The 16,963-nt window shown below is 35.4% G+C and carries 10 protein-coding genes; 5 read left to right on the forward strand and 5 right to left on the reverse strand.

What is annotated here, in order from left to right; all coding sequences use genetic code 11:
• The gene (locus OS188_RS00510; protein ID WP_267146848.1) at positions 1-231 is read right to left on the reverse strand and encodes a hypothetical protein; all 231 of its coding nucleotides are present in this window, start codon (positions 229-231) and stop codon (positions 1-3) included.
• 297 nt (positions 232-528) lie between these two features.
• On the opposite strand from OS188_RS00510, the gene OS188_RS00515 reads away from it, so the two are divergent.
• The 4 genes from OS188_RS00515 (at position 529) to OS188_RS00530 (ending at position 6,990) form a co-directional block, all read left to right on the forward strand.
• The gene (locus OS188_RS00515; protein WP_267146849.1) at positions 529-3,294 is read left to right on the forward strand and encodes a TonB-dependent receptor; all 2,766 of its coding nucleotides are present in this window, start codon (positions 529-531) and stop codon (positions 3,292-3,294) included.
• Positions 3,295-3,313: 19 nt separating this feature from the next.
• Positions 3,314-4,915, forward strand: coding sequence for an SGNH/GDSL hydrolase family protein (locus OS188_RS00520; RefSeq protein ID WP_267146850.1), 1,602 nt, complete (start codon positions 3,314-3,316; stop codon positions 4,913-4,915).
• A gap of 206 nt (positions 4,916-5,121) precedes the next feature.
• Positions 5,122-6,630, forward strand: coding sequence for a F0F1 ATP synthase subunit beta (gene atpD / locus OS188_RS00525; RefSeq protein ID WP_267146851.1), 1,509 nt, complete (start codon positions 5,122-5,124; stop codon positions 6,628-6,630).
• A gap of 66 nt (positions 6,631-6,696) precedes the next feature.
• On the forward strand, positions 6,697-6,990 hold the full coding sequence (locus OS188_RS00530) for a F0F1 ATP synthase subunit delta/epsilon (protein ID WP_267146852.1): 294 nt from the start codon (positions 6,697-6,699) through the stop codon (positions 6,988-6,990).
• A 61-nt stretch (positions 6,991-7,051) separates the two neighbouring features.
• Here the strand turns inward: OS188_RS00530 and OS188_RS00535 are convergent, their stop codons facing one another.
• The 3 genes from OS188_RS00535 to OS188_RS00545 all read right to left on the reverse strand — a co-directional run bounded on the left by OS188_RS00535 (position 7,052) and on the right by OS188_RS00545 (position 10,147).
• The gene (locus OS188_RS00535) at positions 7,052-8,866 is read right to left on the reverse strand and encodes a sodium:solute symporter family protein (protein WP_267146853.1); all 1,815 of its coding nucleotides are present in this window, start codon (positions 8,864-8,866) and stop codon (positions 7,052-7,054) included.
• A 31-nt stretch (positions 8,867-8,897) separates the two neighbouring features.
• Positions 8,898-9,341: a LexA family protein gene (locus tag OS188_RS00540; RefSeq protein ID WP_267146854.1), complete on the reverse strand. Its 444-nt coding sequence runs from the start codon at positions 9,339-9,341 to the stop codon at positions 8,898-8,900.
• 335 nt (positions 9,342-9,676) lie between these two features.
• Positions 9,677-10,147, reverse strand: a complete 471-nt coding sequence (locus OS188_RS00545) for a regulatory protein RecX (protein WP_267146855.1) — start codon at positions 10,145-10,147, stop codon at positions 9,677-9,679.
• 117 nt (positions 10,148-10,264) lie between these two features.
• On the opposite strand from OS188_RS00545, the gene OS188_RS00550 reads away from it, so the two are divergent.
• Complete coding sequence (locus tag OS188_RS00550) at positions 10,265-14,416, forward strand: RemA C-terminal-like gliding motility protein (RefSeq protein ID WP_267146856.1); 4,152 nt, start codon at positions 10,265-10,267, stop codon at positions 14,414-14,416.
• Between the two features lie 132 nt (positions 14,417-14,548).
• Here OS188_RS00550 and OS188_RS00555 read toward each other — a convergent pair whose 3' ends face one another.
• Positions 14,549-16,963, reverse strand: a complete 2,415-nt coding sequence (locus tag OS188_RS00555; protein WP_267146857.1) for a TonB-dependent receptor — start codon at positions 16,961-16,963, stop codon at positions 14,549-14,551.

Raw genomic sequence — 16,963 nt, forward strand, 5'->3', positions numbered from 1 at the left:
TTAAAAGTCAAGTTTTCTTTCTTGCAAACTTTTATAAATAGCATCTGTAGCAGATAATAATTCTGGGTCGCAGTTGGTAGTATCCACTTGCCTGTTATTAGAGAATGGAATAACACTCGAGTAATCGAAAGACATTTCCATTTCTTGAGCTATATGTTTTAAAACTAGTTTGGGTTTGTTTAAATAGTCCTCATATTCTATTAACATGTAGTTATCGTCATCAATTTGCATGAGGTAGCTATATCAATATATCCAAATAAATGGTTCTACTATATAAAAAGCTTTTCTAAGTTGTATTTAAAAATGTAGATATATTAACAAACATATAACATTTATTAAATTGAATATCAGCACCTTATATTCCATTTTATCATCAAAATCAACATTTAGTAAATGAAGTAGAATTATGTTAAAAATGTTATGCACGCATAATTTTAATCAAAAACCTCTTAAAGTTTTCATAATATTATTATATATTGCCTAATAATAAATTAACTAAATCAATTAATAATTAACTAAAACTATAAAATGAAATCAATCCTTTCACTTTTATTTTTGTTTTTTTGTGGGATATCGTACTCACAAACAACAATTTCAGGTGTTGTAACTGACGAGAACAGTCAGCCAATTCCTGGAGCAAACGTTATTATAGTAGGGACGTCGACTGGTACAGTTACCGATTTCGATGGAAACTTTTTTTTAACTGTCAGTCAAGAACCTCCGTTTACATTACAAGCAAGTAGTGTTGGGTTTAGCACCGTAAACCAAGAGGTTACGGCCAACAACCAAACTTTAAATTTTATCTTGAAAGAAGGAACTTCATTAGACGAAGTAGTTATTTCCGCTTCTAGAACTCCGGAAAGAATCTTTGAATCCCCAGTAACTGTAGAACGTTTTGGTTTAAAAGAAATTAAAAATACAGCTTCTGCAGATTTCTATAATGGTTTAGAAAACTTAAAAGGTGTGGATATCAACACCAACAGTTTAACGTTTAACTCAATAAATACAAGAGGGTTTGCGGCTTTTTCTAACACACGTTTTATGCAACTGGTGGATGGAATGGACAACTCAACTCCTGCCTTAAATTTCCCAATAGGAAACTTAGTAGGAATGATTGAAACCGATGTACAAAGTGTCGAGTTACTTCCTGGAGCTGCTTCTGCACTATATGGAGCAAACGCTTTCAACGGAATTCTTTTTATGAGAAGTAAAAGCCCGTTTGATGTGCAAGGTATTAGTGGTTACTACAAACAAGGAATTACCTCGCAAGATGCTGCTGGAGACAACACCTATAGAGATTTAGGGATTAGACTCGCACATAAATTTAGCGATAAATTTGCGGCTAAAGTAAATTTTGGCTGGTTAAAAGGAACCGATTGGTATGCAACTAACTATCAAGGAAAACCAGGAACTGGTGACACTAGAGCTAGTTTAAACTACGATGGTTACAATATATATGGTGACGAAGTTTCTACAAACATACGCTCGGCTTCTGGTGGATTAGGAATTATTCCAGACGTTGTAGTAAGTAGAACAGGATATGAAGAAAGAGATTTAACCGATTATAATGCAGAAAGTATAAAAGCTGACTGGGGACTATACTACCGTCCATGGGCTAACGATTTCGAAATTGCTTATGTAGGTAAAGTAGGTACAGGTTCTACCATTTATCAAGGATCTAACCGTTACAGCATTGATAACTTCTTTCAACAACAACACAAAATTGAAGTTAGAAATGACAACTTCTTTTTAAGAGGTTATATAGTTGCAGACAAAGCAGGAGACTCTTATGATATGACTATGACCGGTATTCAAATTAACAGAGCTTGGAAAAGTGATGAACAATGGTTTGGAGATTATATCAACACCTTTGCTGCAGCAACTATAGGCGGTGCTACAGAAGATCAGGCTCACGATTTAGCAAGACAAGCTGCAGAATCAGGAAGATATGAACCAGGTTCGCCAGAGTTTAAAGCGGCCTTCAATAAAAGTATTAATGACCCACAGTTAGTAACTGGTTCAAAATTCCAAGATGCTTCTAAATATTACCATGCAGATGGTAACTACAATTTCAGTCACCTTTGGGATGTGCTCGAAGTACAACTTGGAGGATCTTTTAGAAAATATGATTTAAATTCATCTGGAACAATATACACGGATTACGACGGATCTATACCTTATTCAGAATATGGTATCTATACCCAGCTTCAAAAACAATTTGATTTAAACGAAGACTTAGAACTTAAATTAACAGGTTCAGCACGTTTTGATAAATCTGAATTTTACAGTGGATTTGTGTCTCCAAGAATTTCTGCTGGTTTAACTATAAACAGAAACCACAATATTAGAGCTTCTTTCCAAACAGGATTTAGAAACCCAACAACTCAAGATTTATTTATTGGATTAGATGCCGGACCATACGTATTAGTTGGTTCTGCTCCTTCCAACTTGGATAGATATACTAGAGATTATGCTGTAAGTGCTTCCGGACAACAAAACGGTCACCCAGCAATTATAAACCAAACAGGTGGAGCTGCATATACCAACTCTTACTCAAGTTCAAGTGTTACTGCATATTTAGCCAGTGGAAACTCCCCTGGAACAAGAGATGCTAGTTTACTAAAGGTTGGGAATCCAGATATTGTAAAACCAGAACAAGTAAGTTCTATGGAAATTGGGTATAGAGGTAAATTAAACCCTCTAACTATAGATTTAAGTGTGTACTACAATAAATATAAAGACTTTATATCTAACGAAAATGTTGTTGCTCCTTTATACGGGGTAGCAGGAGATAATGGAGTCTCTCTTGACGCGATTAACTTTAAAGATTACCAATCATATCAAACCTACACAAATTCAGATGTCGATGTAAAATCTTTTGGAGGGTCCATAGGACTTTCAATGAAAGTATTTAATGGCTTCGATTTAAATGGTAGTTATACATATGCTAAAGAAGATTTCGACCAAGAAGCTAATCCAGATTTTAGAACAAGTTTTAACACTCCAGAACATAAAGTAAAAGTTGGCTTTGGTCATACCGAAGTTTTTAAAAATTTTGGATTTAATTTAGCTTGGAAGTGGAGTGATGATTATAAGTGGGAAGCTACTTTTGGAGACGGAGACATTCCTGCTTTCCATTCTTTAGATGCACAAATTAGCTATACTGTTCCAAAAATCAAGTCCGTATTTAAATTAGGTGCTTCTAATGCCTTTGGCGAAGAATATTATTCTGCAATTGGTACCGGTAGTATTGGATCTATTTATTATGTATCATGGACACTTAATAACCTATAATATCATGAAAAAATTTAATATGAAAACAAAATATATATGGTTACTTGCTGTACTCTTAGGTTTTACAGCTTGTAATAACGATGATGACTCTTCTACACCGGAGCCTGTTTTACCAGCCTTAGTTGCTGGAGAAGCAGATTTATCAAATTATGTGGCGGTAGGTGCTTCTTTCTCTGCTGGTTTTACAGACAATGCTTTGTTTATAGCAGGACAACAAAATTCATTCCCAAACATTTTATCGCAGAAGTTTGAATTAGTTGGAGGAGGAACCTTCAATCAACCTTTAATGAACGATAATATTGGTGGTTTTGTAATGGGACCAACTGTAGTTGCCAATCCTAGACTATATTTTAATGGAACAGCGCCTGTTGTATTACCTGCAACTCCAACAACCCAAGTAACCAATCATTTATCAGGACCTTTTAATAATTATGGTATTCCTGGTGCTAAAAGCTTCCATTTAGGAATACAAGGTTACGGAACTTTAAACCCATATTTTGGCAGAATGGCTTCTAGTGCTGGTGCTACCGTACTTGGAGATGCTGTAAGTCAGAACCCAACATTTTTTACCTTATCTGAAATTGGAGGAAACGATGTCTTAGCTTATGCTACTTCTGGCGGATCAGGTGTAGACCAAACCGGGAATATAGATCCATCAACTTATGGAAGCAATGATATTACAGACCCTAACGTGTTTGCAGCGTCTTTCTCTGCAGCAGTAGATGCCTTAACAGCAAATGGAGCTAAAGGTGTTGTAGCCAATGTACCGTATATTACAAGCTTAGCACATTTTACAACGGTACCTCATAACCCTCTAGATCCTACAAACCCAGATTTTGGACCTCAAATTCCAATGCTTAATTCTATTTTTGGTGCATTAAATCAAATATATGATGCCTTAGGAGAACCTAACCGTATGGTTGTTTTTTCTGAAACAGAAGCAAGTCCAGTGGTTATTAAGGACGAGTATTTAACAGATATATCTGCTCAAATAACTGGCGCTTTAATGGCTAGTCCAACCTTCCCTGATTTTATTGCTCAATTTGGTTTACCACCACAAGCGGCACCATTAGTAGCTGGATTATTAGGACAGACTTACGGTCAAACAAGACAGGCTACAGAAACAGATTTATTTGTTTTACCTAGTAGTTCAGTAATTGGAACTGTTAATCAAGCTTATGCAGCAGCATTAATGCAACAAGGATTATCTCCTGAATTAGCAGGTCAATTTTCTATAGAAGGTATTACACTACCTTTAGAAGACAAATGGGTGCTTGTTCCACAAGAACAAACAAATATCAAAAACGCAACAGATGCTTATAATTCAAGTATAGAAGCTATTGCAAATAACAAAAGCTTAGCTCTTGTAGATTTTAAAGGTATTCTAATTGAAGCGTCGACCATAGGTTTTCCTTCTGGAAACTATATTTTAACTACAGAATTAGTTAGAGGTGGTTTGATTAGTTTAGACGGGGTTCATTTAACATCAAGAGGTTATGCCGTTATGGCTAACGAGATGATGAGAGCTATAGATCTTACTTACGGATCTAACTTTGAAGCCTCAGGGAATTTTGTAGATCCAGGAAACTATCCTACAAACTACCCTCCTAACTTACAATAATATAGGTAAAAAACATGTTTAAAACGCCATCATTCCTTAATTCGGATTGATGGCGTTTTTTATGCTTAAAAAAGCCTAAAAAATTCATGTTGTTTTTAAATTAAAACTACTATCTTTGCAGCGCGAAAAAATGCATTTATCCCACGGGGTAAATTAGTTGTTTTTTTTCATATGAAACATTTAGCAAATAAATAAACACAAGAGTAATGTCAAAAGTTACAGGTAAAGTTGCACAAATAGTAGGTCCAGTTATCGACGTAGAGTTCGAAGTTGGTACTGAACTTCCAAAGATTTACGATTCATTAGAAATTAGAAGAACTGATGGTTCCATTTTAGTATTAGAAGTACAATCTCACATTGGTGAAGATACTGTACGTACTATTGCTATGGACTCCTCTGACGGTTTAAGTAGAGGTTCTGAAGTTCATGCTACAGGAGCACCAATACAAATGCCAATTGGCGAGGATGTATATGGTCGCTTATTTAATGTTATTGGTGATGCTATTGATGGTCTTGGAGACTTACCTAAAAGCGGTGAAGCTGGTTTACCAATTCACAGACAAGCTCCTAAGTTTGAAGAATTATCAACTTCTACAGAAGTTTTATTTACTGGTATTAAAGTAATCGATTTAATTGAGCCTTATGCAAAAGGTGGTAAAATTGGTTTATTTGGTGGTGCTGGTGTTGGTAAAACTGTATTGATTCAAGAATTAATTAACAATATTGCAAAAGGACATGGTGGTCTTTCTGTTTTCGCAGGAGTTGGTGAAAGAACTCGTGAAGGAAACGATTTACTTCGTGAAATGTTAGAGTCTGGAATTATCCGTTACGGTGACGATTTCATGCATTCTATGGAAGATGGCGGATGGGATTTATCTAAAGTTGATAAATCTATAATGAAAGAATCTAAAGCAACTTTCGTTTTCGGACAAATGAACGAACCTCCTGGAGCTCGTGCTCGTGTTGCTTTATCTGGATTAACTATTGCGGAGTATTTCCGTGATGGTGCTGGAGAAGGACAAGGAAAAGATGTACTTTTCTTCGTAGATAATATTTTCCGTTTTACACAAGCTGGTTCTGAGGTATCTGCATTACTTGGTCGTATGCCATCTGCCGTAGGTTACCAACCAACTTTAGCAACAGAAATGGGTGCTATGCAAGAGCGTATTACTTCTACAAAAAGAGGTTCTATTACATCTGTACAAGCCGTTTACGTACCTGCAGATGATTTAACGGATCCTGCACCAGCAACAACGTTTGCCCACTTAGATGCTACTACTGTATTGTCTCGTAAGATTGCTGAGCTAGGTATTTATCCTGCTGTGGATCCATTGGATTCTACATCAAGAATTTTAGCTGCAGATATTTTAGGTGATGAGCATTATAACTGTGCTACTCGTGTAAAAGAGTTATTACAACGCTATAAAGAATTACAAGATATTATTGCCATTTTAGGTATGGAAGAATTATCTGAAGAAGATAAATTAGCTGTGAATAGAGCAAGACGTGTTCAACGTTTCTTATCACAACCTTTCCACGTAGCTGAGCAATTTACTGGAATTCCAGGTGTATTAGTTGATATTAAAGAAACTATTAAAGGATTTAACATGATTATGGATGGTGAATTAGATCACTTACCTGAGTCTGCTTTTAACCTTAAAGGTTCTATTGAAGAAGCTATCGAAGCTGGAGAGAAAATGCTTGCAGAAGCATAAAAAAGTTCAGAGTTTAGAGTTCAAAAACTGAAACTCATAACTTATAACTCATAACTAAAAAGAGATATGTATTTAGAAATTGTATCACCAGAAGCAACTTTATTTAGTAAAGAAGTGGATTCGGTTGTTGTTCCCGGAGTTGATGGCGAGTTTGAAATGTTAAAAAATCACGCGCCCATTATTTCTCTCTTAAAAAAAGGCATCGTAAAAATTCATACTCATACTGAAAGTCATTTAGTATTTGATGAATTACCGGCAGAAATACGTCCGCATAAAGACAACGATAAACTTTTGCTTTTAAAAATAACATCAGGAACTGTTGAGATGAAAGATAATAAAGTTATTATCTTAGCTGAATAAGCTATCTAAAACATTCGATATAAATAAAAAAAGACTATCTATTAAGACAGTCTTTTTTGCTTTATAAGATATTCACTTTTATTTTCTTCCAGAGTTTAATCAGGATCCATCCAAAAATTATAGAGGCTCCAGTTAGTAATACAGCAGAAGTATATTCTCCATATATAAAGTAACCTGTGGCAAACATGAGACTGTAAATTAAAGCAGAACCTACTAACATAGCCAATATACCAGAAGGCACACTCCAACCTCCTTCTTTGGCATCCACTAATTCCATGTTTTCGTCTCTAGCCTCTACAACTACTTTTTCCCATCCTGGACCACCTGGCTGAATTCTCTTATAGAAGTTTCGTAAAACAGTTTTACTTTCAGCTTGTGTTAAAAAGGTAACCAATACCCAAACACATGTGGTTACCAAAACAATCATGGGGAATTTTGCCCAAGTAGGCAATAGTCCTTGATCTCCAAAAAAGTAAATTCCTAAATCTGTAAAGTTTAGTAATATAGAAACTATCCCAGATACAAACATTGCAGAAATTTCACTCCAAGCGTTAATTCGCCACCAAAACCAACGCAAAATAAAAATCAAACCTGTTCCTGCGCCAAACATTAAAATAATTTCGAACAGTTGTAAGGCATTAGTAAGTACTAAAGCTAAAAGCGCACTACAAACCATTAAGGTAACGGTTGCTAATCTACCTACAGTTACCAATTGCTTTTCTGAAGCTTCTTTATTTATTTGTTGTTTATAAAAGTCGTTTACTATATAAGATGCTCCCCAATTTAAATGAGTAGATATGGTACTCATATAGGCCGCAATTAAGGATGCCAATACTAAACCTAATAAACCACTTGGTAATTTGGTTAACATGGCAGAATAGGCTAAATCGTGTCCCAATTTATCTTTGGCTACCAAAGGGAAAGCCTCTTGGATACTTGCAATATCCGGAAAAATCACCAAAGATGTTAAGGCGACAATAATCCAAGGCCACGGACGTAAAGCATAGTGCATAATATTAAAAAAGAAGGTAGCGCCAATGGCATGATTTTCGTTTTTAGCAGCCAACATACGTTGCGCGATATAGCCTCCACCACCTGGTTCGGCTCCCGGGTACCAAGAACTCCACCATTGGACTGCCAAAGGAATTATCAATAAGGTAATAAGAGCTTCTGTATCTGTAAAATCTGGTAATATATTTAATTTATCTACAACATTTTCGTGTTTAAGCATGGCTTCCAAGCCTCCTACTTCCGGTAAACCTACCAAATAATAAGCAGCTCCTAAAGCTCCTGCCATAGCCGTAAAAAACAGAATAAAGTCGGTGTAAACCACTCCTTTAAAACCACCTAAAGCACTAAAGACAACTGTAATTGTTCCCGCATAAACAACTGTTTCCCAAGGTTGCAGTCCCAACATAATAGCTCCAATTTTTATGGCTGCCAAGGTTACGGCCGACATGGCTAAGATATTAAAGATAATTCCCAGATAAATGGCACGGAAACCTCTAAGAAAACGAGCAGCTGGACCGCCATAACGCAATTCATAAAACTCGATATCTGTAGTGACTTGCGACTTTCTCCACAACTTAGCATAGACAAAAACCGTAAGAAGTCCTGTTAACAAAAAAGCCCACCATACCCAATTTCCAGAAACGCCGTTGGTTCTAACTATATCTGTTACTAAATTAGGAGTATCTGTAGAAAAAGTAGTTGCAACCATAGAAACACCTAGTAACCACCAAGGCATATTTCTTCCTGAAAGAAAATATTCGGCTGCAGATTTTCCAGATTGCTTGGACACATAAATTCCAATAAAAAGAGTAATTGCGAAGAAAATAACTATTAAAATAAGGTCTAGCGAGGACAATTCTACCATAGGTGTCTGTGGTTTATTTTGGTGGCGTAAGTTATACTTTTTTAATCACATTGGTAACAATTCCCCAAATAACAAAGTTATTGTCTTCATTGATTTTTATGGCTTGATAGTTTGGGTTTTCAGGTTGTAACCACACCCCATCTTTTTCAACACGCAAACGCTTTACTGTAAATTCGCCATCCAGAAAGCATACAGCTATTCTATTATTTATAGGTTCCAAACTCCTATCAATTACCAATAAATCGTTATCGTCTAAGCCAGCACCAATCATACTTTGACCGCTAACACGCGCATAAAAAGTGGTTTTTCTATTCTTAACAAGCATATTGTCTAAAGAAAGTGTTTCTTCTCCTTTAAAATCTTCAGCAGGGGAAGGAATTCCAGCAGATATACCAGCATCGAAAAAAACGGCGCCCGAAGAATTTGAATAATCGGGACTAAAAAAGCTAAGACTTTTAGATTGACTTTGTATCATAGTTATTTGTGTGCTTAAAGTCCTATTTACACAGGTTATATCTATAGGACTTAAAGACTCTTAGATTAATAAGAATTGCTTGATGATATTTATACCATTAGAAGCCTCAATTTAGTAAATTAAACATATAAAATGTATAGAAGTAAACTATATTTTTAAGATATGTATGTTATAGAGCCTTTTGTGTTTATAGCATCACATTGTAAATAAGATTTAGTTTTTTAATGTTTTGGTATACTACCATGAGGTAGCCATGGAGTATCCATGGGAAAGGTACGGGAAAGCCATGGGAAAGGTATACTATTTGACTCGTCCTAAAATAACTATACAGATTATTAAAACAACTCATTGACTTTATCGTACACCAAATGGCTTTCCCAGCCTCTGTACAAAAGATAATCTGCTAACTTTTTCTTTTTTTTAAAGGGGTTTGTTTCTTTGATGGTGGCTGCTTTTTTTTCAGCTAATTCGTGAAAGACGTTTAGATAATCTGAATCTGGAATTTCCTTAAAAGCTTCTTTGATATTATACGCAGAGATATCTCGTTTTTTCAATTCTATCTCGAGGCGTTTTTTACCCCATTTTTTTACTCGAAATTTCCCTCGCGCATAGGTTTTTGCAAACCGGGTTTCATTTAAAAAATCGTGTTCCAGCAAATGTACTACCACTAGATCTATGGCTTCTGGAATCATACGCATCTTATAAAGTTTTTGGGTAACTTCCTTATGGCATCGCTCCTGATAAGCACAATAGTTTTCTAGGTTTCGTTTAGCCTCTTCTAGAGTGTAAGTTTTAACCGATTTCATAGCTGCAAGATAATAACAATTTGTTAATAAGTAACCCGCTACTAATCACTGCATTGTATTGAAATTTAGACTATATTTGTTTACTTGTCTTACAAAAAGACATTATTTGTTTTCCCTATGATTAAAAAATACTCCCTCATATTTGCTGCGCTTTTATGCTTTGGTTTGTCTGGATTTGGGCAAGAAATAGACATTAATGTATTAAATATAGATTACAACACTAATTTTAATTCATGGAACGGTACGCTACCAAATGGTTATACGCATACTGGAGAAATCACAACATACAGAGGGGATCAAGCTGACACCGACTCTGGAGGTTTGTATGCGGTTCCAAATAATGGCTACGGTTACCAGCCATCAGGATCTGCAGATCACTTAACACTAACTGCAACTTATAGAAATACCTCTGGAAGTCCGATTACTGAATTAGTAATTAGTTATGAAGCTTTTAGTATTTATCACCAGGCTAGTAGATTGCCAGGTTGGTCAGTTACCTCAGTTTTAGGGAATGTTTCTTCTTTAGATTGGTCTTATAACCAATCTGCTACAAATAATATTCCCGATTTAAGAACAGTCACTTTAACTGGTTTAAACATAGCAAATAACGCCACTTTCACGATTGATTTTGATTCAGACCGAGGTTCTGGATCGGGTAGATCACCTAAAATAGGACTCAACAATATACGTGTTAATGCAAATAACTCTGCTCCAACCACCCCAGAACTCCAAATAGTAGATAATACAGCTACCAATCAAAACTGTGGTTATACCATAGATTTTGGAACTCTTGGAAGTAATTTTGGTACAAACAACCTTACTTTTGATATTGAGAATTTAGGGTTTGCAGAATTAGATGTAAGCTCCCTTAATATAACAGGTACCAATGCCGGAGATTTTTCAATCGTATCACCTGCTGCACCGTTTACAGTAATACCAGGTGCTAGTCAAACCGTTACCGTGCAATTTGCACCTACAGCAAATGGTACCAGAAATGGAGTTTTAACTATAAATAATAACGATGTAGATGAGAGTTCATGTACTGTTAATCTTACAGGAATCGGGGTAACCCCTGACCCAGAGATTCGTGTTGAAACCAACTCTGGAAATAATATTCCAGATGCTGCAGGGATTGCTCCGGTATATGACAACACCTTTGCTGGAACAATAGAAGGACAAACCTCTGCCCCAAAAACCTACTTAATTGTAAATTTAGGAACTGGGCCTTTAGATTTAAGCAGTATAACTGTATCTACTACAGAGTTTATAATTACAAGTAATCCTGCTCCTATAAGCTTGGCACCTGGAGATTCCACTCCGGTTATGATTGCGTTTAGTCCATCTACTCCGGGCGAAAAAAATGCCACTGTAACTATTAATAATAATGACAGTAATGAAAACCCATTTACCTTTGCCGTTAGAGGTACTGGTATATGTGGTTCTAGCAGCATGACTTCAACACCAAGTTCTGGACCCATTGGTACCGTTATAACTTTAACAGATTTTAGCACCAATATAAGTACAGCAACAGTAACTTTAAATGGCACGCCATTAACTGTATCTGTTATTAGTAATCATGAAATTGAGGTTACTGTGCCTACAGGCGCGCAAACAGGAAATCTTATAGTAACAAATAGTTTGGGTTGTTCTAGCGCGTTTGCTTTTAGTATTATTGATAGCCAAATTGGTGGTTGTGAAGGCAGCGCAACCTTAGCTGATATATTTATTAGTGAAATTACAGATGCTACTTTAGGAGGCCTCACTTATATAGAACTTTATAATGGAACTGGTAGTCCTGTAAACCTTTCAGGGTATTCTATAGGTATATACAATAATGGAGAAAATTCACCATCAAATTCTGTTAATTTAACAGGTAATATTCTTACTAACGATACTTTCGTTATAGCCATTGGAGCTACAACAAACCCACAAACATCAAATAGCTGCCCGATTAACGGAAATGGAGAATTGGCAGACCTTGTTAGTAATGTTGGAGGAATTAATAAAAAGACTAATGAACATGATGCTATTCGTTTATTAAAAGCATCTGGAACTGTAGTTGTAGACGAATTTGGTGTGCATGAAAGCAATAACTGGATGGATAGTATGCATACTACAGTTTCAGGAGATAGAGGGTTTAACTTTAGAAGACTGAATACTGCGAGTCCTTTACCAAATAATAACTTTGATGATAATGATTGGTTAATTATAGATTGGGCTGGTTCTGGAACTAGTTCTTGTAACACCAATGATTATTCCGACATTGGAACCTACGATTTTTCCACAGGTGTTCCTCCTTCCATAACTGTTCAACCTAATCTGCCAGCTAGCTATTGCGATCTAACTGCCTCCATTAGTGTTACAGCTACCGAAGGTTTTGTTGGAGGAAACCCATTAGCCTATCAATGGTACTATTCTGCTCCCGGAGATACTGGCTGGACTGAAGTTATTAACGGAACAAACTATGCTGGCGCGAATAGCGATACTCTAACCATTTTAGATGTATTAAATCTTGAAAACTACCAATTTTACTGTCAAGTAAGAGAAGATACAGCAAGCTGTTACCAAGCAAGCAATGCTGTAAGGCTGTATATTGAGCGCACTATATGGACGGCTACTGGTTGGTCTTCACCCCCAACTATAGATAAAATTGCCATTATAGATGCTGATTACAATACAGGTAACGGTACAAACGGACAAGTTAGCTTTGAGGCTTGTAACTTAATAGTGAATAGCGGTAACACATTAATTATTAGCGGTGGCACTTATGTGGATGTCAATTTAAATATTACCAACAACGGAGCACTGCATATTGAAAATAATGGCTCTTTAGTACAGAGAGATAATGCCGGTATAAATACCGGAAACATCAGTATGGATCGCGATACCAATATTAGAAGATTGGATTACGTATATTGGTCGTCTCCTATCACTGGCTTTAATGTCAACAATATTTCTCCTGGCTCGCCAAGCAATAGAATTTATAGATGGCATCCAACCATTTACAATACCAATGGTACACAAGGTAATTGGGTGGCTGCAGCTGGCGAAACCATGCAAGCAGGAATTGGCTATATTGTAAGAGGACCAAGTTCTTATACAGATACACCACAAATCTATACAGCAACATTTAATAATGGGGCTCCATTTAATGGGGTTATTACAGTTCCTGTTTCTAGAGGTACTATTTCTGGTAATATAGACGATCAATGGAATTTAATTGGAAACCCTTATCCTTCTGCCATTGATGCTTTTAGCTTTTTACAGCACCCAAACAATAGTGAATTAGATGGTTACGTCCACCTCTGGACTCACGGACATAATATTTCTGAAACATATATCGATCCGTTTTATGATGATTTTGGTTACAATTATACTGAAACCGATTATCTTCCATACAACGCTACAGGATCTGGAAGTGGACCCGGTGACTTTTATATAGGTGCTGGACAAAGTTTTATGGTAAATTTAGAGGAATCTGAGCCAGAAAACTCTACCATTGAATTTACTAATTCTATGAGAAATAGCACTTATGATAACTCACACTTTTATAGAACCACCGAAAGAAATTATAATACAGCTGAAAAACACAGAATATGGTTGGATTTAGTTTCTGAAACTCAAGGAGCTAATAGAATTTTAGTTGGTTATATTGATGGAGCGACCATGGAAAAAGATAGAATGTACGATGCTAGAACTTCTATAAAAGACAATCAACACTTATATTCTTTATTAGAAAACAAACCTTTTATTATTCAAGGGAGAGCTTTGCCTTTTACAGATACAGATGTCGTTCCATTAGGCATACATATAATAGAACAAGGAAATTACCATATAGCGATTGCACATATAGACGGACTGTTTAAAACAACTGACCAAATTATTTATCTAAAGGATAATTTGTTAGGATTTGTGCATGCTTTAAATGACATGCCTTATTCTTTTACTTCAGAAGTAGGCGAATTCAATAACCGTTTTGAAATTCTTTTTAAAGACTCTGCTCTTTCTATAAATGAAAATGAAATAACCGGAAGTAGCATTTCTATTATAGAGCTTCAAAATGGAAATATACAGTTTAGTGTACCAGGAAATTACGAAATAGAATCGGTTGAGATTATTGATATGTTAGGGAGAACTATTTACAAGTTAAAGGGGAAGAGTTCTTCGGAAGTTTATAATCTCTCTAATTTAAGTCAGGGAACTTATACTGCTAAAATTACGTTATCTAATGGACAAATAATTAGCAAAAAGGCTATAAAACGATTTTAGATATTTTGAATAACACTTTATTTTTAAATAATCATCAGAATTCAACTAAATAAACACAATCAAACCAACCTTAAACCAAAAAGCCACTATTTGTTATTTATAGTGGCTTTTTTTACGATGCATTATTGTTATCTACAAACTATAAGTTAAAGAAATAATTAAATTCCTTCCTGGAGAAGCAATTCCAGAAGAATAGGTTTTATAGCGTTGATCTGTAATATTTTCTAAACTAGCCGTTATGGTGGCCGCTTTTGTAATTTGATATTGTGTTCTTAGATTTAATGTAAACCAAGATGGTGCGTACGGATTACCGTTTTTATCTATAGCGTACATATAATCCTTTGATTGTTCGGATGGTGCCATTTGATAAAAGGACAATTCGTCGTTATACTCTGCAAACGCATCCACTAAAAACTTGTTTTTTTGCCAAACAAGATGTGTATTTCCAAAATTTGGAGACACATGTCTAACTGGAACTTCCTTACCATTACTCTCTTCTTTACCGCCTGTAACATTATACTGCGAAGTTATTTTAAATTGTTTAGATAAGTTGACACGCACCCCAACTTCAAATCCGTAAATGGTTGCTTCAGAAGCATTTTGAATAGCTTGTACGTTACTTAATTCGCCATCATACATTATCTCAGTTTCGCCATTTAAACTATAATCTTTTCTAACTAAAGCATTATCTAAATAGGTATAATATGTAGCTAAATCGAGAATAACAGCATTCTCAAAATTTAAAGTCAGACCTAACTCTCCTCCATAAGCATATTCGGCTTCCAAATCTGGATTAGGCACAACTACAGAGCCAGGTTCCGAGTCGAAGACTTTTCCAATATCGTCTATATTTGGAGCTCTAAAAGCTGTGGACAAATTAAATTTCCACTGCATGATGTTATTTGGTAACCAGCTAACTCCGGCAGAACCGGTTAAGGCTCCAAAATTTAAATTGGTTTTATCAAATGGCAAATGGAGATATTGATTGTTTTCTGTAAAATCGGCATGCATTAAAATATAGTTATAACGCAAACCCGATTGAAAAATAAACTTGTCGCTAGATTTAAATTTCACACTAGTATAGGCAGCAATAGATTGCCAATTAGAGCCATTTGGATATCTAGAAACTGTTGGTGTTAGTTCAGAAGATTCCATATTCAGTATATCTCCAGTAGATTTTATTTTATTATATACATATTCCACCCCATAAAATAAATCTGTTTTAGGAGATAACGATTTTTCAAAATCGGTGTTAAATGAATAAGCATCTACGGCTTCTTCTCTAATGTCTTTATATATTTTTTGATAGTCTCTATCGTTTCTACTTTCTTTAAAATTCTGATAAGCTAAAGTGGTTTGTATCTTGTCATATAAATTAGAACTACTACTTACTTTGGTCATTTGTAGATTTCCCATAAACCATTGTTGGGGACCGTAATACCATTCGGCAGAACGCAAATTATCCCCTTTATATCTTATCAATCTATCGTATCTAGAGTAATCAGAGGTAGTCGTGTAAATTAGTCCCAAGTCGAAATTTAAATTCTCTTTTGGCTCAAAACGCACTTTTTGCATTAGGTTTAACTGACTATAACCTGTAGGTATCTGAATTTTAGGATTTGAATTTGGGATTATTTCGTCTACTCCATTATTTGTAACTACATATTCTGGTCTTAAATAGTTATCTGGACCATGACTTCCCATTCTTAAATCGTCAAAATCCGAATAAGAAACACTGGTTAAAAAGGCCCATTTTTTTAAGCCGATATTAAAGTCCAGATGTCCCGTTTTCTCTTTATTTGCCGTGGCGTATCGAACTACGGCATTGGTTGCAAAATACATTTTATCAGAATAGGACACTTGTGGTTTTTTTGTATAAAAACTCATAACACCTCCAATAGCATCACTTCCATAAACCACAGAACCAGCACCTAATGTTATTTCTGTATTTTGAATTACAAAAGGATCTACAGAAATAACATTTTGAAGATTTCCACTTCTAAAAATAGCATTATTCATTCTTACCCCATCAACAGTAAGAAGTAATCTATTAGTAGAAAAACCTCTTATCATAGGACTTCCACCACCGAGCTGACTTTTTTGAATGAACACATTTCCAGAACTTTCTAATAAATCTGCACTTGTTTGTGGGTTTGCTAATTTAATTTCCTGTGCATCTATACTTATAATTTTCTGAGGGATATCTCGTTTGCTTTGTTCAAATTTTGATGCAGAAATAACCACCTCATCTAAACCTTCAATTTTAGCTTCCAATAAAACGATATGGTTATTAGCAATAATTTTAGATTTATTCGATTTATACAATAAGTGTGTAAAATTTTCAAAGTAAATAGTTTCAATCTCAGAAAAGCTATTTAAAGAAGCTCTTCCATCAATATCGGTACTTACGGTGATACTTTTTGTTTGGTTATAAATAGAAACTCCAGGAATAGGTTGCCGAGATTCGCTTTCCAATACTTGAATATTTTGTGCCTGCGTCCAGCTTATAGCAAAAAGTCCTAAAAAAAGGAATAAAACAAACTTCAT

Source organism: Xanthomarina sp. F1114, from assembly GCF_026410255.1.
Taxonomy (GTDB): Bacteria; Bacteroidota; Bacteroidia; order Flavobacteriales; family Flavobacteriaceae; genus Xanthomarina.

Coding starts and splice junctions, on each gene's coding strand:
- OS188_RS00545 (WP_267146855.1), bottom strand. CDS start 10,147: ATGAAATCGGTTAAAACTTACACTCTAGAAGAGGCTAAACGAAACCTA.
- atpD (WP_267146851.1), top strand. CDS start 5,122: ATGTCAAAAGTTACAGGTAAAGTTGCACAAATAGTAGGTCCAGTTATC.
- OS188_RS00510 (WP_267146848.1), bottom strand. CDS start 231: ATGCAAATTGATGACGATAACTACATGTTAATAGAATATGAGGACTAT.
- OS188_RS00540 (WP_267146854.1), bottom strand. CDS start 9,341: ATGATACAAAGTCAATCTAAAAGTCTTAGCTTTTTTAGTCCCGATTAT.
- OS188_RS00535 (WP_267146853.1), bottom strand. CDS start 8,866: ATGGTAGAATTGTCCTCGCTAGACCTTATTTTAATAGTTATTTTCTTC.
- OS188_RS00520 (WP_267146850.1), top strand. CDS start 3,314: ATGAAAACAAAATATATATGGTTACTTGCTGTACTCTTAGGTTTTACA.
- OS188_RS00515 (WP_267146849.1), top strand. CDS start 529: ATGAAATCAATCCTTTCACTTTTATTTTTGTTTTTTTGTGGGATATCG.
- OS188_RS00550 (WP_267146856.1), top strand. CDS start 10,265: ATGATTAAAAAATACTCCCTCATATTTGCTGCGCTTTTATGCTTTGGT.
- OS188_RS00530 (WP_267146852.1), top strand. CDS start 6,697: ATGTATTTAGAAATTGTATCACCAGAAGCAACTTTATTTAGTAAAGAA.
- OS188_RS00555 (WP_267146857.1), bottom strand. CDS start 16,963: ATGAAGTTTGTTTTATTCCTTTTTTTAGGACTTTTTGCTATAAGCTGG.